Source organism: Longitalea arenae, assembly GCF_016924755.1.
Lineage (GTDB): Bacteria > Bacteroidota > Bacteroidia > Chitinophagales > Chitinophagaceae > Niastella > Niastella arenae.
The window spans coordinates 463,228-477,142 of sequence record NZ_JAFFJX010000004.1; the positions used below are offsets into that span (position 1 = coordinate 463,228).

15 protein-coding genes are annotated in these 13,915 nt (G+C 46.3%); 2 read left to right on the plus strand and 13 right to left on the minus strand.

The window, feature by feature from the left end; translation table 11 throughout:
* Nucleotides 1-77: 77 nt before the first annotated feature.
* The 3 genes from JT717_RS12505 to JT717_RS12515 all read right to left on the minus strand — a co-directional run bounded on the left by JT717_RS12505 (nt 78) and on the right by JT717_RS12515 (nt 2,267).
* Nucleotides 78-1,502, minus strand: a complete 1,425-nt coding sequence (locus tag JT717_RS12505; RefSeq protein ID WP_205510807.1) for an anthranilate synthase component I family protein — start codon at nt 1,500-1,502, stop codon at nt 78-80.
* Between the two features lie 235 nt (nt 1,503-1,737).
* On the minus strand, nt 1,738-2,037 hold the full coding sequence (locus tag JT717_RS12510) for a type II toxin-antitoxin system RelE/ParE family toxin (RefSeq protein WP_205510808.1): 300 nt from the start codon (nt 2,035-2,037) through the stop codon (nt 1,738-1,740).
* Nucleotides 2,022-2,267 carry a hypothetical protein gene (locus JT717_RS12515; protein WP_205510809.1) on the minus strand — a complete coding sequence of 82 codons (246 nt, stop codon included), beginning with the start codon at nt 2,265-2,267 and terminating at the stop codon, nt 2,022-2,024. The genes JT717_RS12510 and JT717_RS12515 overlap by 16 nt, the downstream gene beginning before the upstream one ends.
* Nucleotides 2,268-2,430: 163 nt before the next feature.
* On the opposite strand from JT717_RS12515, the gene JT717_RS12520 reads away from it, so the two are divergent.
* On the plus strand, nt 2,431-2,709 hold the full coding sequence (locus JT717_RS12520) for a GNAT family N-acetyltransferase (RefSeq protein WP_205510810.1): 279 nt from the start codon (nt 2,431-2,433) through the stop codon (nt 2,707-2,709).
* A gap of 31 nt (nt 2,710-2,740) precedes the next feature.
* Here the strand turns inward: JT717_RS12520 and JT717_RS12525 are convergent, their stop codons facing one another.
* From JT717_RS12525 to JT717_RS12540, 4 genes are all read right to left on the minus strand, one after another.
* Nucleotides 2,741-3,460, minus strand: a complete 720-nt coding sequence (locus JT717_RS12525; RefSeq protein ID WP_205510811.1) for a pyridoxine 5'-phosphate synthase — start codon at nt 3,458-3,460, stop codon at nt 2,741-2,743.
* A gap of 73 nt (nt 3,461-3,533) precedes the next feature.
* Nucleotides 3,534-3,797, minus strand: a complete 264-nt coding sequence (locus JT717_RS12530) for a hypothetical protein (RefSeq protein WP_205510812.1) — start codon at nt 3,795-3,797, stop codon at nt 3,534-3,536.
* 376 nt (nt 3,798-4,173) lie between these two features.
* Entirely contained in the window at nt 4,174-4,440 is a 267-nt protein-coding gene (locus tag JT717_RS12535; protein WP_205510813.1) for a T9SS type A sorting domain-containing protein, read from the minus strand.
* Nucleotides 4,441-4,873: 433 nt separating this feature from the next.
* The gene (locus JT717_RS12540; RefSeq protein WP_205510814.1) at nt 4,874-7,357 is read right to left on the minus strand and encodes a TonB-dependent receptor; all 2,484 of its coding nucleotides are present in this window, start codon (nt 7,355-7,357) and stop codon (nt 4,874-4,876) included.
* A gap of 852 nt (nt 7,358-8,209) precedes the next feature.
* On the opposite strand from JT717_RS12540, the gene JT717_RS12545 reads away from it, so the two are divergent.
* Entirely contained in the window at nt 8,210-8,566 is a 357-nt protein-coding gene (locus JT717_RS12545) for a YciI family protein (protein WP_205510815.1), read from the plus strand.
* A 203-nt stretch (nt 8,567-8,769) separates the two neighbouring features.
* On the opposite strand, the gene JT717_RS12550 is transcribed toward JT717_RS12545, so the two are convergent.
* From JT717_RS12550 to JT717_RS12575, 6 genes are all read right to left on the minus strand, one after another.
* A complete protein-coding gene (locus JT717_RS12550) occupies nt 8,770-9,162 on the minus strand; it encodes a hypothetical protein (protein WP_205510816.1) in 393 nt (130 codons plus the stop codon).
* A 105-nt stretch (nt 9,163-9,267) separates the two neighbouring features.
* Nucleotides 9,268-9,858, minus strand: coding sequence for a hypothetical protein (locus JT717_RS12555; RefSeq protein ID WP_205510817.1), 591 nt, complete (start codon nt 9,856-9,858; stop codon nt 9,268-9,270).
* A 107-nt stretch (nt 9,859-9,965) separates the two neighbouring features.
* Nucleotides 9,966-11,048 (minus strand): Gfo/Idh/MocA family protein, encoded by a 1,083-nt coding sequence (locus JT717_RS12560; RefSeq protein WP_205510818.1) that lies wholly within the window; start codon nt 11,046-11,048, stop codon nt 9,966-9,968.
* Between the two features lie 142 nt (nt 11,049-11,190).
* Nucleotides 11,191-11,937, minus strand: coding sequence for a class I SAM-dependent methyltransferase (locus tag JT717_RS12565; protein ID WP_205510819.1), 747 nt, complete (start codon nt 11,935-11,937; stop codon nt 11,191-11,193).
* A 5-nt stretch (nt 11,938-11,942) separates the two neighbouring features.
* A complete protein-coding gene (gene rpe / locus JT717_RS12570; RefSeq protein WP_205510820.1) occupies nt 11,943-12,593 on the minus strand; it encodes a ribulose-phosphate 3-epimerase in 651 nt (216 codons plus the stop codon).
* Nucleotides 12,594-12,738: 145 nt separating this feature from the next.
* Entirely contained in the window at nt 12,739-13,749 is a 1,011-nt protein-coding gene (locus JT717_RS12575) for a tetratricopeptide repeat protein (protein WP_205510821.1), read from the minus strand.
* Nucleotides 13,750-13,915 lie beyond the last annotated feature (166 nt).

Genomic DNA, 13,915 nt, shown 5'->3' on the forward strand with positions numbered 1-13,915 from the left:
TATGCTGCTGAACGGAACCTTTCCCGAAGGCGGACAAGCGACAGGGATAATGTCATTACTGCTTCAGCCGGGTACCATTAAATGATTTCCTGGGCAAATACGATCGCTTTTTTCAAAGCACCCAGTTTGTTATTTACTTCCTGTAATTCACTTTCGGGTTTGCTGGCGGCTACCACCCCGGCGCCGGCCTGGTAGATCAGTTTGTTCTGCCGGCTCATAAAGGTGCGGATCATAATGGCATGATTGCATTGTCCGTCGAAACCCATAAAGCCGATAGCGCCACCATAGTAACTTCTGGCAGTGGGTTCAAAGGCATCGATGAGTTCCATGGCCTTGAACTTGGGCGCACCACTCAATGTACCTGCCGGGAATGTTTTGGCCAGCAGGGCAAATGGATTGCTGCCGGTACGCACTTTACCGCTTACCTCGCTTACCAGGTGTATCACATGCGAATAGTATTGTACTTCGCGGTAGTGCTCCACTTTTACGTCATCGCAGAGGCGGCTCAGGTCATTGCGCGCCAGGTCAACCAGCATCACGTGCTCTGCATTTTCTTTGGCATCCTGTAAGAGACGTTCGGCTTCCCGCTGATCGGTTTCATCATCGCCTGTTCTTTTAAAGGTGCCTGCTATGGGATGTACAACCGCTTTGCCGTTTTGCATGATGAGCTGCGCCTCGGGCGAAGATCCCATCAGTTTGTAATCGCCATAATCAAAGAAGAAAAGATAGGGAGAAGGATTGATGCTGCGTAAGGCCCGGTAAACCGCAAACTCGTCACCGGTAAAACCCTGCTCAAAACACCGGCTCAGCACGATCTGGAATACATCGCCGCGTAAACAGCTTTGGATCCCTTTCTTCACCATATCAATATAATCGCTGTCGGTCATATTCGATGCTTCCGGTCCTTTTGCTTTGAACGGATACACCGGCACATCTTTACTGCGGATCAGCGATTCTACTACGGCCAGTTCACTTTCAACACCGGGCATGGTATTCTCGCAAATGAACAATTCGTCTTTATGATGATTGATGGCTATTACATATTGATACAGCCGGTAACGCATGAGGGGGATCACCGGTAAGCCGTTGGGCGATTTACGTTCAATGCCCAGCTGAATGGTATCAAAGAACTGAACGGCGTCGTAGGTAGTATAACCGTATAAGCCCTGGGCAAATCTGGTCTCGCGGCCGCCGGGGGTGGCTTCAAAGCGCTGCATGAATTCCCACAGTTTTTCCGGTATTTCGGCGCTGTTTGTAATGGAGGCTTTTTCAGGAGGAAGGCCGGGCAATTTAAATTCGATGCTTTTGGCAGAAGTGATCTCGATGCCGGCGATGGCGTTGATGCAAATGAAAGAGTAGCTGTTATCTGCTGCGTGGTGGTCGGTACTTTCAAGCAGCACCGTATCGCGAAAGCGATCCCGCACCCGGAGGTAAATGCCTACCGGGGTAAATACATCGGCCAGCAGCTTTTTACAATTGGTGGTAATATTTATCTTTTTCATTGAGCAGCCACATTTTTTTTAAACCGTGCCAGGGTTTCGGTTATCGCTATTAAAAATGTCAAAAAAAAACCCCGACAGTATCGTCGGGGCTGAATATGGTGTTAATAAACATCAAACAGTAGCTTACAAGCCCCTTGTAGAGTCTGTATGCCACCACCAATGATTATTTTGTAATTGCTTTTTCATTCGGTTACAAAAGTGCTATGCAAAAATGATTTGACCAAATTTTTTTTGTTTAACCGTGTTTATTTTTAGCAGGATGCTGCCTAAGGTCAAAAATATTTAATAAAACCAGCTTTTCTTCTTCAATCCTATAATATAATCTGTTATGCTTTGAAATCTTTATACTTCGTATTGACGGATATCTGGTTGAAGCCATTCCCATAAACGGTTGTTTCGCTAACACTTTTACTCTCTCTATGAGCTCATCCACAAATTTATCGCCTAGAGCGCAGGACCATTCCCTATCAATGTAACCAGCAATCGTTTCAAGGTCTTTTATAACAGGCTCCGTCCATTCTACTTCGAACGCCATGCTTCAATCCTTTTCAATGCTTCTTCATGAGGTATCGTTTTGCCTTCATCGGCCAGTTTAATGGACGCCTGCAACCTGGCCAATTGCTCAGGCGTTAATTGATCGACAATATCTTTCCCGCCTGCTTTTTCATATTCAACAGTAGCTTCATGCAGCATGCTCAAAGCCGTTTCATCCTCAAGATTATCAATATATTGGTGCAATTCTTCCTTCAATTTCTTCTTGTCCATAACCAACTATTTAAATAAAAATACGATTTTTACCGGTGAATTGCAGTTGGGGCGGAATTAGTTGAAATTGATCAACATACGTTACCAACATGGCAATAACTTAACCCCATGGCCGTTTGCCGGATGAATAATTTTTACAATTATTGCATTATTCCTATTCATTATGGTAATACAACACAAACAATTAGATGGTAAAGGCATGTTCTATGTAGGACAGGATGGTGCTATCCTGGCTGAAATGGTATATACGATGGCCCCTAACAAAATGATCATCGAACATACCGAGGTAGATGAATCCCTGGAAGGGAAAGGCGTTGGTAAACAAATGGTACATACCGCCGTTGAATATGCCCGCACCCATAACATCAAGATCGTGCCCCTCTGCCCTTTCGCAAAATCCGTTCTGGATAAAACAAAAGAATGGCAGGACGTACTGGCTTAATCTACCGGTTGATGAGTTAACCGGTAACTTGTTAACTCATCAACTGTCTTTTATACAATTGAATTGTATTCTCATACCCCAGGTACAGGGCATCACTGATCAGGGCATGGCCGATCGATACTTCCAGCAAACCGGGGATCTGCTGTGCAAAATAGGCCAGGTTGTTCAGGTCAAGGTCATGGCCGGCATTTATTCCCAGCTTCAGCTCATTCGCCCTTTTGGCCGCTTTTATGTAACTGGCAATCGCTTTCTCCTTATCGTTCGCATATTCCCGGGCGTAACCTTCGGTATACAGTTCAATACGGTCGGTACCGGTTTCAGCAGCGCCATTCACCATTTCTACAATCGGATCAACAAAGATGGATACCCGGATCCCGGCTTTTTGAAATACCTGGATCATTTCGCGGAGGTAATCGCGGTGTTTAATGGTATCCCAGCCATGATCTGATGTCAGCTGCCCCAAAGCATCCGGCACCAGCGTTACCTGGTGGGGCTGTGTTTCCAGCACCAGGTCAACAAACTTCTGCTCGCTGCAATTGCCTTCAATATTAAATTCGGTAGTAATGATCTTTTTAATGGCCCGTACATCCGCGTAGCGGATATGCCGTTCATCGGGGCGCGGATGCACCGTTACGCCGTCTGCACCAAAACGCTGGGCATCGATGGCAGCCTTAACTACGTCGGGGTTATTACCGCCGCGGCTATTGCGCAACGTTGCAAATTTGTTGATGTTTACACTCAGCTTTGTCATGCCCAAAAATAAAACAAAAAAGGAGCTGTTTTGCAACAACTCCTCTACGTGGGGGTTAGGGGTTAAATATTTTCTAGCCTTTTGAGATCTGTGTGCTGTATAAAACATCACCTTCCAGGTCTACGATGTCGAGTGAATAAACACCTGAGGGCAAAAACTCTACTTCGCTTATATTGGTTATGTTTATACCTTTTACCAGGAACCAACTGAACATCTTCACGATCTTATCATCCTCATCGAACATCCGCACAATTACATGTTTGCCTTGTGCGCAGGTTACATCCAATGTGATAGAGGTGAAAAATGGGTTTGGGCGGACTACAACTTTAGGGATCATAATTTCTGTTTTTTGAACTTCTGCTGAAGTTTCATGACCATTTGGTCCGGCCTGATCGATCTGCAACAACCTGTTCAGTTTTTGCCGCATCGAAACAGCGTTTTTTTCCGCCTTGTGCTTTTCTGTGCTTTGATTATGATTATGGCTTAATGGTATCACAAATAATGGTTTAAATAAAGATTACTAATGGAATGCCACATTTCAATGAACTCATAATCAACAACATAAGGCACAGGCACTTTTCTATTCGTCTCTTTTTGGGATCAAATTTTATTAATTTGGGAAAGTATATCGGCGTTTTGGCTCGCAGCTACGGGTTTTTGCTTTGTTACGGTAAATAAACATGTACAGAGATCTGCGCCAACAGGTAACCATTTTACTTTACCACCTGGGTACTGCACATGATATGGCCTTTTTCATCCATCACATCCAGCAGGTACATCCCGGTATCCAGTTTATTCAAATTATTAATATTGCTGATATTGACTCCTTTTTTCAGTTTCCACAAGAACAAACTGATGATCTTACCGCTGGGATCGGCCATCCGCACTACACCCGGCTGGTCTTCCGAGGCGGTGATCTCAAGGGTAAGGGATGAAATAAAAGGGTTGGGGCGGGTTGTTATCACATTGACAGCCATCATACGCATACGTTTTAGGGTTAAAGAGTATTTGTCATTTTATTAGGGTTGTGTATAACATTCCTATAAGAATGCCAAAAAACAAATCACTTGCAATCAACTACTTACACGTCCGTGTTATAACGTCTTATTCTCATTTCCGGAAAAAAGGTTGTAAAACGGGAATGGCCGGCCATAAGGGTCCCTGGCAGGAGAATACGCCTGCCGCGCGGGTCGCCAGCGTACCTGACGCGGCCCGGATTCGCCCATGTCTCGTACATATTCCGTACATATCCCGTACATGTCCCGTATATGACCCGTTCCTTTATAGATACGGAACACCTACGGCATACCTATGTGTTACGTACAGCAAAAATGCAACAAACCTGCGCTTATGCTGCCTTTCTGCTGCGCTTGAGGTACGATGCAGGTGCCTGGTGGAACGGCCTGGCCGGGCTTAAAACCTGGCTACCAGCTTCAGGTTCAGCAAACGGGGCGTAAGCCGGTTCGGCATGGCAAAAACAGTGTTGGAAAAATCCTTGATCAGCATGTAGGAGATCGTATTGTCACGGTCGATCAGGTTGAACACTTCGAGCGTAGCCCAAATGTTCTCGAAATTGCGGAAGGGACTGTGACTGCGGCGGTTGCTTTTTTCGCTATCCAGCAGCAGGGCGCTGAAACCAATGTCGATGCGAATATAAGGATCGATGATCAGTGCATTGCGGTATTTAACACTATTGGGAATATTGTAAGGCAGGTTGCTTCCGTACAGGAAATTGAGATATACTTTTAAGTTCTTGTTGGTGCTGAGATAATCCTGCAGGAACATGCCAAAGGTAAGGAACCGGTCTGAGGGCCGGCGTAACCAACTCGCTTCCTGTAAGGAGCTATCGATCACTTTGCCCACCGAATCGAGGGTATAATCAAAATACGTATCTCCTTTCAGGTTCTCGCGGGTACGCATAAAACCCAGGCTTACCCAGCTTTCTGCATCTTTCACCAATTCACCAAATAAACGGGTTTCGAAACCGGCCGCATAGGCTTTAGCGCGGTTCTCGCCAAAATAACGCAAGCGAACATTGTCAATATCATACGGAACAACATCCCACATGTTCTTATAATAAGCTTCGGTAGTTAATCGGAAAGGCCGGTTGCCCGAGCGGAAATTATAATCGAAGCCGGCTGTTACCTGCCAGCTTTTTTGCGCCTTCAGGTCCTTGTTCACGGATCCGTCATAACGGCGTAATTCACGGTAGAATGGGGGCTGGTTGTAAATACCTGCGGCTCCGCGGAAAATGATATCCCGCTTCCAGTGCGCCGGCTTCCATGAAAAGCCAACCCGCGGCGAGATCAATAGTTCGTTATTGAGGTCATTGTAGTTATACCGTACACCGGCCTGCAATACGACACCCATTGAATCGTGCAGAATGATATTATCCTGAATATAACCCGTGAGCCGGGTTATGGTTATATCTGCTTTTGAATTAAGCACCTTACTCATTATAAGGTTATTGGGATCATGGGGCAGACTATAACCGGCCGAATCCTGGTATTCCCACTCGTGCAGTTTATCGCTAATGGTTTGCCTTTCGGCGCTTTGTCCCCATTGCAAATAATGTTTGCCCTTATCGAGCATGCCTTTATGTGAGGCATTCCATACCTGAATATTGAGTTTGTTACGCGCATAGGTTTGATATAAGCCGGCGCCCAGTGGATTATTGATCAATCCAAAATCGGGTTTGCTTTTATCGAATTCCCGTTCGCCAAAAATATATGCGCCGGTAATGTCTAGACCTTCCCTTTCGTCATTCTCAAAACGGCTCAGCATCCATTTCAGGCGCAGGTTCTTTTTGGGCTGTTGGGTCAATGACAAACCCACCATATTGGTGCGGTAGCGGTCTTCTTCGCGGCCATCGAAATAAATATCCAGTCCCAGATTGGCGCTGAAATACGGGGAAAATACAGAGGAAGTAAGCTGGCTGTATTCTGGGATCAGCGTGAATTTGGTTTGGGAAATATTGCCCAGCAGTTCGAGGCTGTTCTTCGCATTGATCTGGTACGTCAACAGGGCCTGCAAGTCGGAAGATGATGGTACATAATTACCCTGGGTTTCCTGGCTTTTCAGCAGATTGCGGTTACTGCGGTTACGTACTCCTACCAGGTAGCTGAATTTATTGTTCTTTGTGATCCCTTCGAGATGCAGCCCCTGCTCGAGCAAGCTCACATAAGCAGAGCCGCCAAATTGCCGCGGCTTTTTATATTGAATGTCCAGGACCGAAGACATTTTATCACCGTACCTGGCCTGGAAGCCGCCGTTGTAAAAGCTTACATTGCGTGCCAGCTCAGGATTTATGAAGCTCAATCCCTCCTGTTGCCCGCTGCGTACGAGGTATGGACGGAACACTTCGAAATCATTTACATAGATCAGGTTCTCATCGTAATTACCGCCGCGTACAGAATACTGTGAGGTTAATTCATTATTGGAACCTACAAATACTTTTATGAGGCTTTCTATGCCACCGGTGGGCGAAGGTATGTTGATGGCATTTTTCGGATTGATGACCACCAGGCCGGCCTCGCGCCGCTGCCGCTGGTCGGTAATTACCACGGGTTCCAGTTCGCGGCTGCCCCTTTCAAGCCGCACCACCACGTGTTCCTCTTCCTGTTCATTCAGCAGAAAATTACGTTGCTCGGTTTTGTAACCCGTATAACTGAATACAATGGCGAAGGCTTTATCGGCCGGAACCTGTAACCTGAACGTCCCGGAATCGGAAGTGGAAACACCTTTCAACCGGCCTAAGATCACAACCGACACATTCGCCAGGGCTTGCTCATTTTCACCGACTACACGGCCCGATACCCAGGCCGACTTTTTTTGGGCTATCAGGGTACCGGAAAAACACACTGCGAAACATAACAGTAGAAAAGGGACAAATTTCACCCGGGTTTGTTTTAATTGCCGTCGAAATTAATTGAAATTGATGTCATTGCAAAACGCTGGTAAAGGCTTAACGCTTAGGGCAGAGCGCCGGCGGCGGAAGGTGGAAAGCTGAAGGCTGATGGTGGAAGGCTGAAGGGTAAGGCGCATCCAAACCCGGGTGCCTGTAGCGCATGGCGCCTAACCCGAATGAGCGTTATGCTTTTAGCGATTAGTATGGGTGCAAAGCGCCTAACCCGATCGAGCGTTAAGCGTTTAACGATAAGCGGCTATCCCGAGAAGCGCCTTACCAGAATGAGCGTTACGCTTTTAGCGATTAAGGTTAAGCATAACGTGTATTACTAACGCTACTCCACACTTGAAAATGATCAAGTTGAACATAAGTGGGTAAGTACTTGTATGTAGGCACTTTAACTGTGAAACCTATTCCTGGAAAATCATTCCCTGACATGGACATTGGCCCTTTTTGGCACTGACCTAAACATCTGATTATTAACAATATATTTTTTGGCACCCGGTTGGAAATCACTATACCAACAACGCAATCAGCGAAGAAGCGGCACAGATGCGGAGAAAGCAGGGAAACGAAGAACATGGAGCAGGAAGCTGATTGCCAACCAGGGCGCGAAACCCTAACACAGATTGTAACTACATCAACATATTTACTTGGAAGGCGTGTTTTGTACAGGGGCTGATTTTCTAATCGGCCCATTTTTTTGTGCCTACCTGTAAAAGCCAGGCTGGCAAAGCCCTCTAAATATTATATTGCAAGATATATCCGGCCTGCCCATTCACCCATTCCCGTAGGATCATTTTCTTTTCACTCCATTACCAACACTAAACAAAAATTAACCAATGAGCAATCCTGTATTTCAGTTCGTATCGCCCGAGATCCTGGCCAAGCTGGCCAACATCAAACCGTATGTGATCGTTGTATTAACAAAAGGAGAGAACTATGGACTAAGCGATTCTCCGCGGATCATTCAAAGCGAGCACCTGCCCTATATCTTTCAACAAAGGCGCGATAACCACATGGTATTGACCATGCCCATCATGGACAATGATACCAAACTGGCTGCGGTGGCTGTGTACAATACTACTGATAAAGAAGAAGTGAAAAATTTGATGGAAAAAGATCCGGCCATCATGGCTGGTGTGTTTGATTACGAAATTGTGACCGGCATGGGCCTACCAGGTGATAAACTGCCGTAAGCAAAATAGCAAATGGCTTATATGCTTATTTAATTCAGCTAATAATAAAGCTTCAAGTTAAAGCTGCCAGGCAGCCTTCGACTTGAAGCTTTTGATATATGTTTATTACTGCTTTACCTTCAAAAAACCGGTGGATTAGGAGGGTACCTTTTCAAACGCGGCTATGATAATCCGCCGGTTAACGGAAACGGAACGAACTTCTATCACAAGTTTAATTCAAAGGTTCTCTGGATCCACCCTGTGGTAAATCCTACAACAACCAGTACAACAACTATCAATAACAAAATGGCCCATGCCGGCATTCCCCGGCGATGCATACCCGCACGCCTTGTGGTAGCATCGCGACGAACGGTATTGTCACGGCGGACGGTATTATCACGTGTGATGGTATTGTCATCGCGATAACCGTTACGGTCTGTTACCAATTCGTTTTGTGTTACCACTCTTGCTTTTATAACATATCCGGCGTAGCGGCTGCTAAATGAATCCACTTCAGCCTGATTATTTACCATTTGTTCTGCCACAAATAATTCGCCGTTAGCAGATGGCTGAAAGGCCTGTATCACTACCGGGAATTCTCTTTCGTTAATTACCATAACAAAAAAATTTGTTTTCAGAATTAATAATGCAAAACCATTGCCATAACTACCTTCTGAGTATCGGATTGAATTCTAACGCTATCGAAAGCTGAGGAATTCTTTTCACATAGTCCCTGCGATCTTCTTCTTCCTGACGCTTGCTTTTTTCCGGTTTGTTGCTGTAGCGCGTTTCGCGGGCGCTTTTTTAGGTGCAGGGATCGCTTTGGTGGCTGGCGCTTCATTGAGGTTTTCCGGTGCTTTTTCCAATTGTACGATCATATCCTTCAACATTTTTATCAGCCGTTTGCGCTGTGTTTTTTCGCTCACATTCCATTTGTCTTTTTCGGCCCTTCTATGTGCAAGTTTATACTTGAGGCCGGTGAGGGCAGTCGTATAGTCGTTCGCATTTAATTTCCTAACGTGCTGATGGGCCAGTATATACCAGTGGTATTCAGTTCCTACGGGAACGCCCGACCCTTCCGGCGCTCTGCCCGCCCTGCGTTTGGTTACGGCATAACTGATGGTCCACAGGTCAGGTGTCACTTTGGTCTCTTTCCATTCGCCTTTGTCGTAATACCATTTATGGCTACGGCCTATTTTCATACCCGTATACACCTGTCCTTCAAACTCCTTGAACTGGTTATATGTTTTGGAAAGATCCTTATCTGCTTCCTTTTGCGAGCTCTTCTTCGACTTTCCTGTTGATGTTGCCATATTCAAACTGTTTCTGTTACTTATGCAAAAAATGCCACCGTGCAATCGCTTCTATAAAACAGCTTGTTATGTAGATTTTTTTGCTCAGGAACGCCACCGGGGGCCGCTTACAAAGGCCAGCGAACAACTTGTCTTTCTTTGGAGGAGCGATACAATGCATTAAAGAGTTCTACTGTTTTTCGTCCGTCTTTGGCTGTGACCAGGGGCTGGCGGTTTTCGGCTACTGCTTTAATGAAGTCGCTGTTCTGCTGACGCACATAATATTCAACCGGATCAACGGCATTGAACTCCGCCCTGTCTGCATCATGAAAGGCCTGCAATGCATGTTCTTCGCCGGGGATCGTCCAGATATCGTTCAACGGTGGTTCCAATACGGTTGACCTGCCGGGCAGGAACATAGCGCCGCCATCTGTTTGCACACCGGCCGAAGCACCGTTAGATCCATGGATATGCACTTTGCCATAGATGCCTGGTTTTTGAGCATTGCTTACCACGATATTCGCTACAGCGCCATTCTTAAAGCGGATAACAGCAACCGCAGTGTCTTCCACCTCGATGTATGGATGGTTGATATTCTGCCAAACACCATAGAGCTCTTCCATTTCGCTGCCCATATACCATTGGAGCAGGTCGAGCTGATGGGGCGCCTGGTTCACCAACACGCCGCCGCCTTCTTTATCCCAGCTGCCCCGCCAGGGATCGCTGTTGTAATATTTTTCATCGCGCCAGCCATACATCACTACAGTACCCAGCATGGGTGTACCCAGTTTACCATCATCAATGGCCTGTTTTATCCGGCTGCAGGCAGGATAGAAGCGGCGCTGGCTTACCATGCCTAACTGCCTGTTGTATTTGGCAGCGGCTTCTATCATGGCGTCGCAATCGGCCAGGGAAACAGCCAGCGGTTTTTCCGTGAGCACATGCGCCCCCTCTTGCATGGCGGTCACTGCGCCGGCACGGTGTGCAGGATGTGGTGTGCAGATAACGGCCACCTGCACCTGCTCCCGCCGGATCATCTCAGCTATATCTGTATAGGCCTTCACTCCAAAACGGGCCGCCGTTGCTGCCGCCTTTTCTTCACTGCGGCTTTGTACCGCCACCAATTCTGTTTCTTCAATATTCTTCAATGCCTGCGCATGCACCTGTGCCATTTTGCCACAACCGATTATTGCTGATCTAAGTTTCTTCATATAATGTAGCTATCTTTTACTGTTCGTTTTTTAATCCCATGTGAAAGATTCCGCTGCAGGATTGGGGGATGTTGGGATCTATTTTGATTCAGAGATTGCAAATCTAAAAACCTCGAAATCTCAAAATCCAGAAATCGGAAATCTACTTGGTTATCCTTCCTAATTTCAGGAACAAAGGGAAATAGAAGTTGCTGGTGATTTTATCCGGCCATAATTGCGCAAGAGCTACTGCCAGTTTATCGACCGGATTATAGCCATTCGCTTTAATAAAATGCTGTACGCTTGACCAGGTATTCAGGTATCCGACAAGTTGCTGCTGCGTCCATCGCACCTGTATTTGAAACTCTTTGGAAGGCAGCGGTTCATAGGGAAAAGGCACTGTCGTGTAATGATCATCGATGTAAGTCCTTTCCTTATCCCAGTAGGCGCCTACTTTTTCGCGGTAAAATGAGTTGATCATTGTATTGAGCCCCTCGTTTTCGCTAACCACCAGGCTATAACCCCAGACCGCGATCACAGCGCCCGGCCGGGCTACCCTTCTGACTTCCCGGCCAAATTCTTCAAAGCGGAACCAGTGGTAAGCCTGCGCCACCGTAATGCAATCAAAACTATTGTCGGCAAAAGGAGTTTTTTCTGCAGAGCTAACTGAATAGGTGATCTTTTCATGGCGCTGCGCCTGTTGTAATTGCTTTTCGCTGATATCGGTAGCCAGCACCTGCCCGAAGTGCCCCGCCAGTTCAACAGCTGCCTGGCCATTGCCGGTGGCACAGTCCCAGGCCCTTTGCTTTTCCTTCACGTGCTGCACAATATATTCATACAATTCACGCGGATAACCCGGGCGGTATTGAGCATAAAGCGAAGCCTGGTTGCTGAAAAGGTCTTTGGCCATAGCTGTCAGTTAATTTTTTTCAACTGCGCAATTGTGTCTTTAGGATCTTTGGACTTAAATACGGTATTGCCTGCTACCAGCACATGGGCACCTGCCTTAATGATCTCAGGTGCATTCTGCAGGGTGACACCACCGTCGATCTCAATTTTTGTGGCAAGTCCCTTTTCGTCGATCATGCGGCGCAGGGTAGTTATTTTTTGCAGGGTTTGCTGAATGAACTTCTGCCCGCCAAAACCCGGGTTCACACTCATGATCAAGACCAGGTCAAGATCATGTAATACGTCTTTCAACAATTCAACCGGCGTGTGCGGATTCAATGCCACCCCCGCCTGCATACCCAGTGATCTTATCTGTTCAATATTCCGGTGTAAATGCGTACAGGCTTCCAGGTGTACGGTTATATGATCAGCACCAGCCTTTTTAAATTCTTCTACGTATTTTTCGGGCTCTACGATCATCAGGTGCACATCACATACTTTGGGTGTTGCCTTCCTGATAAAATCGATGATCATGGGACCAAAGGTAATGTTGGGAACAAAACGGCCGTCCATTACATCGAGGTGGATCCAGTCGGCTTCACTTTCATTGATCATTTTGCAATCCGCTTCGAGGTTTAAAAAATTAGCCGATAAAAAAGAAGGTGCTACTATCGCCATTCACTGTTTTTTTTAAAGTCAAGCAAATGTAACCAATATAACTTAGCAGGCCGGCGCTGTGAGGGCAGCCTTTTCGATCGTTAACTGTTAATCTATAACCCGTCAACTTGCTAACTGATCAACCGTCAACGGGTCAACTTATTACCTATTTTTTCACTCTATTAATTCCTTCCCGGGCCTCTTCAAAATTCTTATCAATGGCCAAGGCCCGTTGGTAATTTACAAGCGCCAGGTCTTTTTTTCCCTGCACTTCATAAATACGCGCCATCCAATACCAGGCATCCGGATTGGTATTGGCAACCGTAGCCGCCATGGTGAACACTTTAAGGGCGCTGTCGTATTTATTCAGCTCATGCAGTACAATTCCTTTTTCAATATACGCATCGGCGAATTTCCAGTCGCGCGTAATGCATTCATTGAACATCGCCATGGCCTTGTCGTATTGTTTGGTATCGGAATAGAAGCTGCCTTTCAGGTACAGCACATCGTTGATGATGCCCGTTGTATCCTTACGTATAAGGTCGTCGCAGATGGTAATTACCTTGGGATTGAGGGTAGCCGCATACAAACTTGCCAATGCCAACCCATTATAATTAATGGGCGCTACTTTGTACGATTGTTCAAAGGCCTGAATGGCCGCCGGCGTATCTTTTAACTGCGTGAGCAATACCCCTTTTTCATACCACACTTCAAAATTGAGCGAATCCTGTTTTGCCCATTCATCATATTGAGCAATGGCTTTTTGCGTTTCACCAATTTGTGTATAGATCTCGCTTAAGCGCCGGTGCATGTCGGGATTGGCCGGCCATTTTACCAGACCTTCCTTTAACAAGCTGATCGCTTCTTCCGGCCGGTTCACCAGCATCAGGTTCGATACGTATTGCAAAGCCACATATTCATCCGGCTTCAGCTCCCATGCTTTTTTATAATCGGCCATGGCCAGTTCATGCTGGTCGTGCTGTGAAAGCAGGAGCGCTCTTTGTAAATACAGTTCCTGGTCTTGCGGAAATTTCCTGATACTGTCGGTCAATCCTGCATAGGGAGGTGAGCTTAATACTTCTGTGGCCGATGGCTTGTTGTTACCGGAACTACAGCTGCACAACCAGGTCAGTAAACCAGCCAGTAAGAATCCCTGTATAGAGAAGCATTTTTTCATCTGTGTTTTATATTTTTTTTCAAAGGCCGGCAAAAGCGCTTTACCCACATGTATGCCGATCAGGGACAAAACTAACCGATTTTTATAAAGTACTTATGACAATATTCTGACAGGCATACTATTTAACAAAATTAACTTCATTTTGCGGGCGTCTTTACCAGCCAAC